11 protein-coding genes are annotated in these 14,468 nt (G+C 73.9%); 8 read left to right on the forward strand and 3 right to left on the reverse strand.

What is annotated here, in order from left to right; genetic code table 11:
* Positions 1-32 precede the first annotated feature (32 nt).
* The gene (locus B7C62_29980) at positions 33-956 is read left to right on the forward strand and encodes a LysR family transcriptional regulator (protein ID ARF76028.1); all 924 of its coding nucleotides are present in this window, start codon (positions 33-35) and stop codon (positions 954-956) included.
* Between the two features lie 166 nt (positions 957-1,122).
* On the opposite strand, the gene B7C62_29985 is transcribed toward B7C62_29980, so the two are convergent.
* Both B7C62_29985 and B7C62_29990 read right to left on the reverse strand, forming a co-directional pair.
* Positions 1,123-2,388 (reverse strand): low temperature requirement protein A, encoded by a 1,266-nt coding sequence (locus tag B7C62_29985; protein ID ARF76029.1) that lies wholly within the window; start codon positions 2,386-2,388, stop codon positions 1,123-1,125.
* 151 nt (positions 2,389-2,539) lie between these two features.
* On the reverse strand, positions 2,540-2,932 hold the full coding sequence (locus tag B7C62_29990) for an extradiol dioxygenase (GenBank protein ID ARF76030.1): 393 nt from the start codon (positions 2,930-2,932) through the stop codon (positions 2,540-2,542).
* A 127-nt stretch (positions 2,933-3,059) separates the two neighbouring features.
* Between B7C62_29990 and B7C62_29995 the strand changes: the two genes are divergently transcribed.
* Both B7C62_29995 and B7C62_30000 read left to right on the forward strand, forming a co-directional pair.
* Positions 3,060-3,716: a nucleoside/nucleotide kinase family protein gene (locus B7C62_29995; protein ARF76031.1), complete on the forward strand. Its 657-nt coding sequence runs from the start codon at positions 3,060-3,062 to the stop codon at positions 3,714-3,716.
* A gap of 109 nt (positions 3,717-3,825) precedes the next feature.
* Positions 3,826-4,965, forward strand: coding sequence for a peptidase M24 family protein (locus B7C62_30000; GenBank protein ID ARF76032.1), 1,140 nt, complete (start codon positions 3,826-3,828; stop codon positions 4,963-4,965).
* Between the two features lie 98 nt (positions 4,966-5,063).
* Here B7C62_30000 and B7C62_30005 read toward each other — a convergent pair whose 3' ends face one another.
* Positions 5,064-6,824, reverse strand: coding sequence for a malto-oligosyltrehalose trehalohydrolase (locus B7C62_30005; protein ARF77433.1), 1,761 nt, complete (start codon positions 6,822-6,824; stop codon positions 5,064-5,066).
* 217 nt (positions 6,825-7,041) lie between these two features.
* Here B7C62_30005 and B7C62_30010 point away from each other — a divergent pair, with 217 nt between their 5' ends.
* The 5 genes from B7C62_30010 (at position 7,042) to B7C62_30030 (ending at position 14,427) form a co-directional block, all read left to right on the forward strand.
* Positions 7,042-8,430: a beta-glucosidase gene (locus B7C62_30010; protein ID ARF77434.1), complete on the forward strand. Its 1,389-nt coding sequence runs from the start codon at positions 7,042-7,044 to the stop codon at positions 8,428-8,430.
* A 14-nt stretch (positions 8,431-8,444) separates the two neighbouring features.
* Positions 8,445-9,554 carry an alpha-L-fucosidase gene (locus B7C62_30015; GenBank protein ID ARF76033.1) on the forward strand — a complete coding sequence of 370 codons (1,110 nt, stop codon included), beginning with the start codon at positions 8,445-8,447 and terminating at the stop codon, positions 9,552-9,554.
* 139 nt (positions 9,555-9,693) lie between these two features.
* Entirely contained in the window at positions 9,694-11,835 is a 2,142-nt protein-coding gene (locus tag B7C62_30020; GenBank protein ARF76034.1) for a peptidoglycan recognition protein, read from the forward strand.
* On the forward strand, positions 11,835-13,724 hold the full coding sequence (locus tag B7C62_30025; protein ARF76035.1) for a hypothetical protein: 1,890 nt from the start codon (positions 11,835-11,837) through the stop codon (positions 13,722-13,724). Before B7C62_30020 ends, B7C62_30025 begins: the two co-directional genes overlap by 1 nt.
* A gap of 136 nt (positions 13,725-13,860) precedes the next feature.
* A complete protein-coding gene (locus B7C62_30030) occupies positions 13,861-14,427 on the forward strand; it encodes a peptide-binding protein (protein ARF76036.1) in 567 nt (188 codons plus the stop codon).
* Positions 14,428-14,468 lie beyond the last annotated feature (41 nt).

A 14,468-nucleotide genomic window follows, 5' to 3' on the forward strand; every position in this document is an offset into this window, starting at 1 on the left:
GGGCATCCGCCGCTACCTGGGACAATGGGCGCATGATCGATGCGCGGCGGCTGCGAATCCTCCGTGCGGTGGCCGACCACCGCACCGTGACCGCGGCCGCCGCCGCGTTGTACCTGACGCCCTCCGCCGTCTCCCAGCAGCTCGCCGCCCTGGAGCAGGAGACCGGCCACCGCCTCGTCGAACGCGGTGCGCGCGGTGCCCGGCTGACCGCCGCCGGGGAGATCCTCCTCAACCACGCCAATGTGGTCCTGGCCCAGCTGGAGCGGGCGGAAGCGGAGCTGGCGGAGTACGGCGCGGGCGTCGCCGGTACGGTCACGGTCGCCGCGTTCGCCACCGGCATCGGCCTTGTCCTCGCCCCCGCCCTCACGGAGCTGGCCCGCACCGCGCCCGGCATCCGGGTCAAGGTCCAGGACGCGGAGGGCGACGCGAGCGTCCCGATGGTGCTGGACCGGCAGGTCGATGTGGCGGTGGCGGTGGAGTACCGGGGCGCCCCCGCCGAGGACGACCGGCGCCTCACCCGGGTCCCGCTCTACTCGGAGCCGTTCGACGCGGTGCTCCCGGTGGGCCACCGCCTCGTGGACGAGGACCAGGTGGCGGTCGCGGACCTCGCGAAGGACCCGTGGATCGGGCCGTACCCGGGGAACCCCTGCCATGAGGTGGTGGTCCTGGCCTGCGAGTCCGCCGGGTTCGCCCCGCGCCTGGAGCACTCGTCCGACGACTTCCGGGCGGTGGTGGCGCTGGCCGGGGCGGACGCGGGGGTGGCCCTGGTGCCGAGGTCGGCGCTGCGCGGGATGGAGCCGGCCGGGGTGGTCGTCCGCCCGGTGAAGGGCAGCGCCCCCACCCGCCGCGTCTTCGCGGCCGTACGCCGGGGAGCCGAGGGACATCCGCTGATCCGGCCGGTGCTGGACGCGATGGAGGCGGTGGCGGTACGGGAGGCGGGGCTGGCGCGGGCGTGAGCGCCGCTAGCGGTTGCGAGCGGTAGCCCTGGTTGTGAGCGTCGGCCCTGGTTGTGAGTGGCGCTTCTGTCTGTGAGCGGTGCTTCTGGCTGTGATGGGCGCTTCTTGCTGTGATCGATGATCCTGCTCACGAGCGCTGATGCTGTTTGTGAGCGGTGCTCTCCCGTCAGCCGAGCCGGGCCGTCCGTCTGATCCTGCCGCCCCACCCCCGCCCGGACCCGGACGCTCCGGCGGGCCCCGGGTCGTAGAGGATCTGCCAGCACACCAGCGCCACCAGGATGCCGATCGTCGCCCAGGCGGGCAGCCGTACGCCCAGCGGGGCCAGGGCCACGGCCACCACCACGCACGGCAGCCCCCACCCCAGCACCCACACCCGGTCGGCCCGCTCCGCCAGCGGCAGCGCCGCGACCACGCCCGCCGCGAAGTACCCCGCCATCGCCCCGCACAGCAGCCAGTGCTGCCCCTTCGGCAGGACGTCGTCGAAGTGGGCCACCGCCGAGCCCAGGGCGGTCGCCAGCGCGACCAGGAAACCGGTCATCACGGCGTGCAGCAGCATCGCCAGCCGGGGCGGGAGCGCGTCCTTGCGCAGGTGCGGGATGCCGTTGGTGCCGTACAGCAGGCTCAGGGCGCAGATCCCGGCCAGCAGCCCGAACGCCCCGAGCCCGGTGGCGGCCAGCGGCAGGTCCCAGTCGTCGCGTTCCGAGGCGGCGTCGATGATCTGGATGACCCCTTCGCCCAGCACGATGATCACGTACAGCCCGAGCCGCTCACCCATGTGCGCGGTGTCGATCCGCGACTCGCTGAGCCGGGGCGGCGCGGGCGAGGAGGCGTGCGGCGGGCCCGGCGGCGGACGGTCGCCCCGGCGTGCGGCGGCCCGCCCGGCCGCGCGGCGCAGGGTGCGGCCCCGGGTGGCGACCAGCAGGGTGACGATGTCGACGGCGATGCCGAGGGCCCAGAGCCAGTAGCGCCACGGCGTCGGCACGAAGAGGGAGACCAGCCAGGGCAGCGCCCCCGCGCCGAACTGCGCCAGCGGCCAGTCGGCCACGACACTGCCCCGCCGCCAGACCCGGCCCGCCTGCCAGCGCAGCAGGACATAGGCGACGACGAAGGTGACGGCGTGGTGGGTGAGGACCGCGTGCACGGAGGCCGCCATCACGGCCATCCCGAGCATCGCGATCAGCAGGGTGCGGACCCGGGTGGCGGAGGCGGCGATGTCCCCGTAGACGGCGAACCCGGCCCAGACGGTCCAGAAGGCCAGGTAGAGGACCCCGTACAGAGCGAGATCCGTCAGGTGCGGGCCGTCGTGCAGGAGGTGGGCCAGCTGCCCCGCCCCGGCGACGACGACCAGGTCGAAGAAGAGCTCGTTCCAGTCGGCGTGCCGCTCGGGCTCGGCCACCACGGGGGAGGCGCGGGGGTCCAGGGGCTGCTCCATGGGCCCATCGTCACCGCCGCCGTCCCCGGCCACGCGTCGGCTGTGGGCCGAATGGCGACGCCCGCCGCCGGGCCGTGCGGTGCCGCCTCCCGCCGGGCCGGGGCGCCGCGCCGCAGACCCCCGACCCGCAGAGCCCCCCGGACGCCCCGCGTCAGGACGCCGGTTGCAGCAGGTCCCAGCGGTTGCCGTACAGGTCCTCGAAGACCGCGACCGAGCCGTATGTCTCGTGCCGGGGCTCCTCCAGGAAGCGCACCCCCGCCGCGCTCATCCGGGCGTGGTCGCCCGCGAAGTCCTCGGTGTGCAGGAAGAATCCGACCCGGCCGCCCGTCTGCGCCCCCACGCTCGCCTCCTGCGCCCCGTCCTTCGCGCGGGCCAGCAGCAGCCCCGTACCGGACGCCGCTCCGCGCGGGCGCACCACCACCCAGCGGGAGCCGTCGCCCCGGTCGGTGTCCTCCACCAGCTCGAAGCCGAGCGCGTCGCGGTAGAAGGCGAGGGCCTCGTCGTAGTCGCGGACGACCAGGGTGACCAGGGCGATACGGGACATGGGCCCTCCAGGGGCTCGACAGGTGACTGCCAGGAGACGGCTGCCCGGGAGGCGGGTGTCCGGCAGCCGTCTGCCCCGGCAGGTAGTTATACGTAACACTAACGCTTCCGGCCCCCGCCCCCGCACAATGCCCCGCATGGACATCCTGGACACCACGACCCCCGGCGGCCTCGCGGCGGCGACGGACCGGGCCCGCCGCCTCGCGGAGACCGGGCGGCGGCGCGTTCTCGGGATCGCGGGGCCGCCCGGAGCGGGGAAGTCCACCCTGGCGGAGCGGCTGGCCGGGGCGCTGGACGGGCGCGCCGTCCTCGTCCCCATGGACGGCTTCCACCTGGCGTCCGCCGAGCTGGACCGGCTGGGCCGGGCTGACCGCAAGGGCGCCCCCGACACCTTCGACGCGCCCGGGTACGCGGCGCTCCTGCGCCGGTTGCGCGACCCGGACCCGGTGCACCCGGTGTACGCCCCCGCCTTCGACCGGGCCCTGGAGGAGCCGGTCGCCGGGGCCCTGGCCGTCGCCCCGGACGTGCCGCTCGTCATCACCGAGGGCAACTACCTCCTCCTCGACCAGGGGCCGTGGGCCCAGGTGCGCGGGCTGCTGGACGAGGTGTGGTTCCTGGACCTCGATCCGGCGGTGCGGGTGCGGCGGCTGGTCGAGCGCCATGTGCGGTACGGGAAGCCTCCGGCGTACGCGCGGGCGTGGGTGGAGCGCTCGGACGAGGCGAACGCCCGGCTGGTGGAGCGCGGGCGGGGGCGGGCCGACGCGGTGGTGCGGCTGCCGTCGTGACCGTACGCGTACCGGCTTGATCATGGCTGGTCCGCACCCCGCCCGGCGGGCAGGATGCAGGGAGCCACGCCTGCGGCACCCCGCACCCGTTCACCGCCAGGAGGTCCTGATGTCCAGCCCGAACCCGTCCGCGCCGTCCCCCGCCCCCTTCACCGCCGAGGTATACCGGGCCCGGATGGCGAAGGCGGCCGAGTCCGCCGCCGGGGCCGGGCTGGCCGGGGTGATCGTCGCGCCCGGCCCCGACCTCGTCCATCTGACCGGCTACCGGCCCGTCTCCACCGAACGCCTCACCCTCCTCGTCCTGCGGCCCGGGGAGGAACCGGTCCTGGTCGTCCCGACCCTGGAGGCGCCCGACGCGGCTGCCGCCGCCGGGGCGCCCGCGCTCGCCCTGCGGGACTGGACCGACGGCAAGGACCCGTATGCGGTGGCCGCCCCGCTGCTCGACGCCCAGGGGCGCTTCGGCATCAGCGACAACGCCTGGGCGATGCACCTCCTCGGCCTCCAACGGGCCCTGCCCGCAACGTCGTACACCTCCCTCACCGAGGCGCTCCCGATGCTCCGGGCGGTCAAGGACGCCGCCGAGCTGGAGCGCCTCGCGGCGGCCGGGGCGGCGGCGGACGCCACGTACGAGGAGATCCTGAAGGTGCGCTTCTCCGGCCGCCGGGAGACCGATGTCGCCGCCGATCTCGCCTCGCTGCTCCGGCACTTCGGGCACTCCCAGGTCGACTTCACCGTCGTCGGCTCCGGCCCCAACGGCGCCAACCCGCACCACGAGGCGGGTGAACGCACCATCCAGCGCGGTGACATGGTCGTCCTCGACTTCGGCGGCCTGAAGCACGGTTACGGCTCCGACACCTCCCGTACGGTCCATGTCGGGGAGCCCACCGCCGAGGAGCAGCGGGTCCACGACATCGTCCGCGAGGCCCAGCAGGCGGGGTGCGCCGCCGTCCGGCCCGGGGTCGCCTGCCAGGAGGTCGACCGCGCCGCCCGCGCGGTGATCACCGAGTTCGGCTACGGGGAGCGGTTCATCCACCGCACCGGCCACGGCATCGGCGTCACCACCCACGAACCGCCGTACATGATCGAGGGCGAGGAGCAGCCGCTCGTCCCCGGCATGTGCTTCTCCGTGGAGCCGGGCATCTACCTCCCCGGCCGCTTCGGGGTCCGGATCGAGGACATCGTGACCGTCACCGAGGACGGCGGCCGGCGCCTCAACGCCACCGCGCGCGAGCTGGCGATCGTGGAGTAGCCAAGGGCAAGTAGCCAAAGGGCAGGTAGCCAACGAGCAAGTGGCCAACTGGCAAGTAGTCGACGGGCAGGGGGAGTTCGGCCCGCTGCCCGTCGGGCTCACTCGTCCGCCAGCACCACGCACGACTCCGGCGGCAGCCGCAGCACCCCGTCCGCCCCCGGCGCCTCCACCGGCTCCCAGGCCGCCAACACCCGTCCGCCGGAACGGCTGTGACGCCCGAGACCCAGCGGGATCGCCGTCGGCCGGTCCGCCAGGTTGACCGCGACCCGTACATCGCCCCTGCGGTACGCGAACCAGCGGGCGTCCTCGTCGTACGCGACCTTCACCGCCGCCAGGTCCGGATCGTGGAGGTCGGGCAACGCCCGCCGCAGCGCGATCAGTTGGCGGTACCAGGCGAGCAGCCGCGCATGCGGTTCGCGCTCCGGCTCGGCCCAGTCGAGACAGGAGCGGTCCCGCGTCGCCGGGTCCTGCGGGTCGGGGATCTCCTCCTCCGCCCAGCCGTGCGCGCCGAACTCCCGCCGCCTGCCGTTGCGTACGGCCTCCGCCAGCTCCGGGTCCGTGTGGTCGGTGAAGAACTGCCACGGGGTGCGCGCCCCCCACTCCTCGCCCATGAAGAGCATCGGCGTGAAGGGTCCGGTCAGCACCAGGGCCGCCGAGCACGCCTGGAGGCCGGGGGAGAGGGAGGCGGCGAGCCGGTCGCCGAGGGCCCGGTTGCCGATCTGGTCGTGGGTCTGGGCGTAGCCGACGAAGCGGTGCGCGGGGGAGCGGGAGACGTCGACCGGGCGGCCGTGGACGCGGCCCCGGAAGCTGGAGTAGGTCCCGTTGTGGAAGAACGCGGAGGTCACCGTCTTGGCCAGGGCGGCGAGCGGGGCCCGGGCGAAGTCCGCGTAGTAGCCCTGGGACTCGCCGGTGAGCGCGGTGTGCAGGGCGTGGTGGAAGTCGTCGTTCCACTGGGCGTGCAGCCCGAGGCCGCCCGCCGTGCGCGGGGTGGTGGTGCGCGGGTCGCAGAGGTCGGACTCGGCGATCAGCCCCAGCGGGCGCCCCAGCTCCACCGCCAGCGCGTCGACCGCCGTCGACAGCTCCTCCAGGAAGGTGAGCGCCCGGGTGTCGGCGAGCGCGTGCACCGCGTCGAGCCGCAGCCCGTCGAGCCGGTAGTCCCGCAGCCAGGCCAGCGCGCTGCCGATCAAGAACGCCCGCACCTCGTCCGAGCCCGGGGCGTCCAGATTGACCGCCGCGCCCCACGGGGTGTGGTGGGTGTCGGTGAAGTACGGGCCGAAGGCGGGCAGGTAGTTGCCGGACGGGCCCAGATGGTTGTGGACCACGTCCAGGACCACCCCGAGCCCCAGACCGTGTGCCGTGTCGACAAAGCGTTTGAGTCCCTCAGGTCCGCCGTACGGCTCGTGCACCGCCCAGAGCGAGACGCCCTCGTACCCCCACCCGTTGACGCCCGGGAACGGGCAGACCGGCATCAGCGACACATGGGTGATCCCCAGCTCCGCCAGATGGCCCAGCCGCGCCGCCGCCGCGTCGAACGTGCCCTCCGGGGTGTACGTCCCCACGTGCAGCTCGTACAGGACCGCGCGGTTCAGCCGCCGCCCCGCCCACCCGTTGCGCCAGGCGTACGCCCCCTGGTCGACCACCGCGCTCGGACCGTCCGGCCCGTCCGGCTGGCGCCGCGCACGGGGGTCCGGCAGCAGCGGCCCGTCGTCCACCCGGAACCCGTAACGGTCCCCGTCCACCGCCTCCGCCTCCGCGCTCCACCACCCCTCCCGCAGCGGGTCGCGCTCCATCGGATACCGGACCTCCGCCGCCTCCAGCACGACCGTGTCCGCCTCGGGGGCCCACACCTCGAACCGCATCCACCACTCCTCGTCCGTACCGTCCGCCGCGTTCGTCACAGACCGTCAGGCCGCCCCGCCGTCCGGAGGCGGCTCCGCGCCCGGCTCACCACCATCCGTGACCGCCCGCCTCTAGAACCGGCCGGTCACCGGCCATTAAGGTCTGGTCCTGATCATTGCCCGGTCGGCTCCCCGCTCATACAGGTTCCGTTCATCCGTACGGCTCATGGAGGCCGAGATGCCCGTACCGCAGTTCCCGCCCGGCTTCCTCTGGGGAGCCTCCGCCTCCGCCTTCCAGACCGAAGGGGCGGTGGACACCGACGGGAAGGGCCCCTCGGGGTGGGACGCCTTCGCCGCGCGGCCCGGCCGGATCAAGGACGGCACCGACACCACCCGCGCCACCGGCTTCCACGCCCGCTACCGCGAGGACGTGGCCCTGCTCGCCGGGCTCGGCGCCGACGCGTTCCGGTTCTCCATCAGCTGGCCCCGCGTGGTCCCGGGCGGCAGCGGGGCCGTCAACGCGGACGGGCTCGACTTCTACGACCGGCTCGTCGATGAGCTCTGCGCCCACGGCATCACCCCCGCCCCGACCCTCTACCACTGGGACACCCCGCTCCCGCTGGAGGAGGCGGGCGGCTGGCTCGACCGGGACACCGCCTACCGCTTCGCCGAGTACGCCGGGATCGTCGCCGAACGGCTCGCGGACCGGGTCCCCATGTGGATCACCATCAACGAACCCGCCGAGGTCACCCTTCTCGGCTACGCCCTGGGCGAGCACGCCCCCGGCCGCACCCTCCTCTTCGACGCCCTGCCCGCCGCCCACCACCAGCTCCTCGCCCACGGCCTCGCCGTCCGGGCCCTGCGCGCGGCGGGCGCCGACAACATCGGCGCGGCCTTCTCCCACGCCCCGGTCTGGACGGCGGGGGACTCGGACGAGGACCGCTTCGGCGCCGAGCTGTACGACACCCTCACCAACTGGCTCTTCGCCGACCCCGTCCTCACCGGCCGCTACCCGGACGACGGCCTCGCCGCCCTGATGCCCGGGCCGGTGACGGACGACCTCAAGGTCATCTCGACCCCGCTCGACTGGTACGGCGTCAACTACTACAACCCCACCCTCGTCGGCGCGCCCCGGCCGGAGGCCCTGGAGAGCTACTCCGGTTTCACGATGCCCGCCGGACTCCCCTTCGGCATCAGGGAGATCGAGGGGTACGAGAAGACCGGCTTCGGCTGGCCCGTCGTCCCCGAGGGGCTGACCGAGATCCTCACCCTGCTGCACCGCCGCTACGGCGACCGCCTCCCCCCGGTCCACATCACCGAGAACGGCTGCGCCCTGGCCGAACCGCACGCCGACGACCGCCGGATCGCCTACCTGGAGAGCCACCTCACCGCCCTGCGCGCGGCGATGGACGCGGGGGTCGACGTACGCGGCTACTTCACCTGGTCGCTCACCGACAACGTGGAGTGGACGGAAGGAGCCTCACAGCGGTTCGGCCTGGTCCACATCGACTACGAGACCCTCACCCGTACGCCGAAAGCCTCGTACGGCTGGTACCGCGAGCTGATCAGAGCGCAGAAGTCGCAGATCCGGGCGGGAGAAAGGGCTTACGCACAGCCCTCCGAATGATCAATACTCCCGCCATGGTCGCTTCATGGTGGTCCCGGGCCCGGCTGGGGATCTTCGTACACTGGACGCCCGCCTCCGTCCCCGGCTGGGCCCCGCCCCATCTGCCGCCGGACGAACTCCCGGCGGCGGGGAGGCGTGCGCCGCTCGGCTGGACCCCGTACGCGGAGTGGTACGAGAACTCCCTCCGCTTCCCCGGCTCCCCGACCGCCGCCCACCACCGCGCCACCTACGGCACCCGCCCCTACACCGACTTCGGCCGGGACTTCGAGGACGGGCTGAGCGGCTGGGACCCGGCCGCCTGGGCGCGCTCCTTCCGGGCGGCGGGCGCCGGGTACGCGGTGCTGGTCACCAAGCACCACGACGGCTTCTGCCTCTGGCCCTCGCGGACCGCCAACCCCCGCCGCCCCGGCTGGCACACCACGCGGGACGTGGTCGGGGAGTTCGCCGAAGCCGTACGGGCCGAGGGCCTGCGGTTCGGCGTCTACTACTCCGGCGGGCTCGACTGGACCTTCGACGACCGGCCCATCGGCACCGCCGCCGACATGTTCTCGGCCGTCCCGCGCGGAAGCTACCCCGCGTATGCCGACGCGCAGATGAGAGAGCTGATCCGGCGCTACCGCCCCGACATCCTCTGGAACGACATCGCCTGGCCGGCCTCCGCCGCCGAGATCCGCTCCCTCACCGACTACTACCGCTTCACCGTCCCGCACGGCGTGGTCAACGACCGCCTGCTGCCGTACGCCCCGCACTGGCGGACCCTGACCCTGCCCGGCGCGCGGTCCCTCCACAACTGGTGGGACCGGCGCACGGTGGCGCGGGGCGAGGGCTTCATGCCGCGCACCCCGCCGGACTTCGACTTCCGTACGCCGGAGTACGCCCGGTACACCGGCTCCGACCCGTACGAGATCACCCGGGGCATCGACCACAGCTTCGGCTACAACCGCAACTCCCCGCCCGACGCCTTCATCGGCCGTACCGCGCTGAGTGCCCTCGTCCGCGACACGGCGGCCGACGGCGGGAACCTGCTGCTCAACGTGGGGCCGCGCGGCGAGGACGCGACGATCCCCGCCGAGCAGCGACTGCGCCTGGAGTGGCTGGCCGAGGACGCGGCGCGGGCGGGGTAGGACGCAGGGCTTCCCTGTCCCGGGGCAGGGAACTGGCTTCCCGTCATATGGCCTCAGTTGCCCAGTAGTCGGACGGCGCTTGTCAGGAAGAGGTCCAGACCATACTTTCCAGCCAAGTGATCAACGGGAGGACACCTCGATGGCGATCGACATCAAGTCGCGCTGGGCATGGGCGAGATACGCGGCAGGAACGAATCGCGGGCTACTGCTCGCCGCCGACCTGGAACGGCAGAACCCCTCCTGGACCCACGACGACCTGGTGACGAAGACGGTGGCGTGGATCGCCGCTCCCTCGCCGTCGATCGGGAGGCTGTGGACGCCCTACCGGGGAGGCGTGTTCATCCACCACGCCGGACGGGGAAGCTTCACCCCGGGGTCCGAGGAGGACTGCCTCAGGCGCATCGGCGACATCTGGCACGACCACTACGAGAAGTTCGAGGGCGACATCGCCTACAACTTCATGGTCTGCCGGCACGGCATCATCTATACCGGCCGTGGATACCAGCGCGGTGAGGCCAACGGCGGCTCGGCTCCGCCCACTTCGACCACAGGGAAGGGTGAGGTCTGGGTCCCGGGGGAGGGAGCCGTCGGGCGTAACTCTGGCTTCTACTCCATCCTCGGGATCATCCACGAGCGGGACCAGCCGACCTCGGCCATGCTGGACGCGATGAAGCGGCTCATCGGCCATCTGCGGGGGCCGGACGTGTCCCCCACCCGGAGGGCGGGGGCGCAGATCTTCCCCCACCGGCACGGCTACGACACCGTGTGCCCGGGGAACATCACCCCGTACGCGCAGAACGGTTCACGGATCGACCCCGGCGGGTCGTCCGCGGCCCCGACACTGTCGATCATCCCGCGGATGCAGTGGGCCGCCCGCCCGCCGCGGACCGTCACCGACGTCGAACTCTCCGCCCGGACCGGCTTCGCCGTCCACTACTCGGCCGGACCGCCGACCCAGAGCATCCGGGCGATCCAGAACTACCACATGGACGGCCGCGGCTGGCCGGACATCGGCTACAACTTCCTCGTCGACCGGGCGGGCCGCATCTACGAGGGGCGGGGGTGGACCGCCGTCGGCGCCCACGCCACGGGCTACAACACCAGCCACATCGGCGTCTGCTTCATCGGCAGCGACGGCGACGCCACCCCGCACGCCAAGGCCGCGATCCGCGCCCTCTACTACCAAGCGAGACATCTGACCGGCAAGGGACTCGCCGCCACCTACCACGGGGCGATCGGGTCCACCGCCTGCCCCGGCGCCGACCTGCGCAACTGGGTCCTCGGCGGCATGGAGGCCGCCGACATCCCGATCGGCGGGGGCGGCGGACCGGCCACCGGCACCACGGGAGAGACCTCCGTCCGCTCGATCACCGCCCAGCAGCGCGCCGTCAACTTCCTCGGCCACCTGCCCTCGCTCGACCTCGACGGCTCCTTCGGCCCGCTCACCCTGGCCGGGGTGAAGTGGGCCCAGCGGAAGATCGGCGTGGCGGACGACGGCCTCTGGGGGCCGCTGACCGAGGCCGCCTACATCGCGCACATCGGCCCCGGCCGCCCCGGCGGCGGTGTCATCGCCTACCGGTCCGTCATGGCGCAGCAGCACGCGGTCAACCGGCTCGGCTATACACCGAAGCTCGAACTGGACGACAGCTTCGGTCCGTTGACCCTGGCCGGGGTGAAGTGGCTCCAGCGGAGGATCGGCGTCGACCCGGACGGCAACTGGGGGCCCGCCACCGAGAAAGCCTTCCTCGCCCACACCGGTGACACGGCGAGCAGCGGCGGCGGTGGCATCACCACCATCCGGCCCGTGGTCTCCCAGCAGTACGCCGTGAACTCCCTCGGCCACACACCCCCGTTGGACCTGGACGGCTCCTTCGGCCCGCTCACCGAGGCCGGGGTGAAGTGGCTCCAGCGGAAGATCGGCGTCGACCCCGACGGCATGTGGGGACCCGCCACGGAGACCGCGTACGGGCGGTGGAACGACGGCGAACGCCTGGAGCTGGACGGCAACTTCGGCCCCGCCACCATCGCCGCCACCCAGCGCGCGATCGGCGTCACCCCCGACGGCAGCTTCGGCCCCGCGACCAAGCGCGCCTTCCAGCGCCACCTCAACACCTGGGCCTCCGCCGGACTGGTCATCGACGGCTCCACCGGACCGGCCACCGTGAAGGCCCTGCAACGCCACCTCAACACAATGATCCGGGCCGGACTCGACCTCGACGGTTCCTGGGGCCCGGGCACCACCCGCGCCCTTCAGTCGGCACTCAACCAGGAGAAGTTCTGATGGGACGCGACACGGACAGAACGCTCCCGGCGGTTCCGGTGACTTCGGCGACTTTGGCACCTGAGGTGAGTGGACCCGCCGGGGCATCGCGGCGCTCCCTCCTCGTGGGCGGCGCGCTGCTCGCCGCCGGACTGCTCACCTCCGGCTCCCCGGCCGCCCTCGCCGCGCCCCGGTACGAGGCCGCCCGCACCGGGGCCGGTGCCGGAGCCGCCGCCCGTACCGTCTTCCGGCCCGTGCCCGTGGCGCGCGCCGACGAACTCGTGGTGCCGAAGGGGTACGTGGCCGATGTCATCGCCCGCTGGGGCGACCCCGTACGGAGCTCGGCGCCCCGTCGCGGGACCGCCCCCGCCACCCCCGCCGAGCAGGCGGAGCAAATCGGCAGCCACCACCACGGCGTGCACGTCGTGCCCCTCGCCCCGGGCCCCGGCGGCGAGCGGCGCGGCCTGCTGGTCCTCGCCCACGAGTCCGCCGACGAACTCCCCGCGGCGGCCCCGCCCGCGACGGCCATGGCGGCCCAGGGGCTGACCGTCGTGGCCGTCGCCTCCGGTCCGCACGACGGCGGAGCCTGGCGCACCGTCGCCTCCCCGCTCAACCGGCGGATCACCGCCACCACCCCCGTCCGCCTCACCGGACCGGCCGCCGCGACCGGTGCGGGCTCCGGGACTCGTACGAGCGGCGCCCGGGGTGTCGTGGCGCCGGGGGCCCTCGGTGTCACGCCCTGGGGGACCGTGCTCGCCGCCGAGGAGAACGCCAACGCCTTCTTCGGCACCGACGACCCCGCGTGGCGGCGCTCCGAGACCGACGTCCGCCACGGGTTCTCCGCCACCGGTTTCGGCCGCCCCTGGCACACCGAGGACCCCCGCTTCGACCTGGCCTCCGACCGGGCCCGCCCGGAACACTTCGGCTGGATCGTGGAGGTGGACCCGCACGACCCCGCGTCGGTCCCGGCCAAGCGGACGGCCCTCGGCCGCTTCCCGCACGGCAGTGCCACCGTCTCCGAGGCGGACGGCCGGATCATCGTCCACACCACGGACGCCGAGGACGGCGAGTACGCCTACCGGTTCACCGGCTCCGCGCCCTGGCGCCGACTCCGGGCCGAGGGTCTCGACCCGCTGGACCACGGCACCCTGGAGGTGGCCAGGCTCGCGGCGGACGGCACCGGCGAGTGGATTCCGCTCACCCACGGCTCGGGCCCGCTGACCCCGGCGAACGGCTGGCGCGACCAGGCCGACATCCTGGTGCGCGCCCGGCTCGCGGCCGACGCGGTCGGCGCCACCCCGCTGGCCCGCCCGGAACGGATCGCCGTCCACCCCACCACGGCCGACGTCTACCTCGCCCTGGCGGGCGGAGTCGCGGGCGGCGGCTGCGGAGCAGGCGGGGCGGACGGCTGCGCGCCGGGCGCCTCGCCGCACGGCGGTGTCGTACGGCTGCGCCCCGCACCGGACGGCCCGGCGGCGGCCCGGGACTTCTCCTGGGAGACCTTCCTCACCGGGAACGACCCACGGGCGACCCCGGAGGGCGCCTTCGCCCACCCCAAGGGCCTCTGGTTCGACGCCTCCGGAGTGCTGTGGATCTCCACCGGCATCCCCGGCCGCCTGCTGGGCGGTGGGGACGGGCCGGTCGGACGCCTCGGCAACAACGCGCTGCTGGCGGCCGATCCGGAGACCGGTGAGGTACGCCGGTTCCTCACCGCACCGAGGGGAGCCGAGGTCACCGGGGTGGCCGCGTCGGCGGACGGGGCCACCCTGTTCGTCAACATCCAGCACCCCGGCCGCCGTACGGCGACGGCGGCCCCGGACCGCGAGCGCCCCGGCGCGGTGAGCACCTGGCCGGACCGCACACCGGACGGGCCTCCCCGCTCGGCGACCGTGGCGGTACGGCGGGCGTAGGGCCTTTCGGCCGTGGCCGCCGGGTCCCGGGACCCGGCGGCCGGACCGCCCCCGCCGGAGCCTGGCGCAGGTCAGCCCGGGCGGGAAGCGGGCTTGTTCTGGACACCTCGGCCCCCTCGGCCCGACAATCGTCGGTGTGACGTCCTCTCCCGAGTCCCACACGTATCCCGCGCGGCTGTCGGACGCCCAGCGCGACCGTGTCCTCGGCGTGCTCAGAGAGGGTGCCGCACAGGGCAAGCTGTCGCACGACACCTTCATGCGGCGCATGGAGCTCGCCCTCGTCGCCCGCCGCCCCGAGGAGCTGGCGGCCCTCACCTCCGACCTGGACGGCGGCAGCCGCTTCTCGCAGGGCCTCGTCCGCGCGGTCGGCGGGATATCCGCCTTTCCGGGACGGCTCCGCCGGGCCTGGCAGACCGAACGGCTCCCGAAGCTGCTGCTGCCCGCCCCGAGCCCGTATCCGCTGCTCATCGGCCGCGACCCGGGCAACGGGCTGCGCCTCAACCACGAGACGGTCTCCCGGCTGCACGCCGAACTCACCCTCCAGAACGGCCGCTGGGTCCTGCGCGACCTCGGCTCCACCAACGGCACCTGTGTCAACGGCCAGCGGCTCGTCGGCTCCCTCCCGGTGCGCGACGGCGACCAGGTGAGCTTCGGCCGGATGAGCTTCCGCCTGACCGCCCCGTCGCCGCGCCCGCCTGCCTGACTCCCCGTATCCCCCGCGCCTTGCCTGTACTCTCCGCGTCC

Source organism: Kitasatospora albolonga (genome assembly GCA_002082585.1).
GTDB classification, from domain to species: Bacteria; Actinomycetota; Actinomycetes; order Streptomycetales; family Streptomycetaceae; genus Streptomyces; species Streptomyces stephensoniae.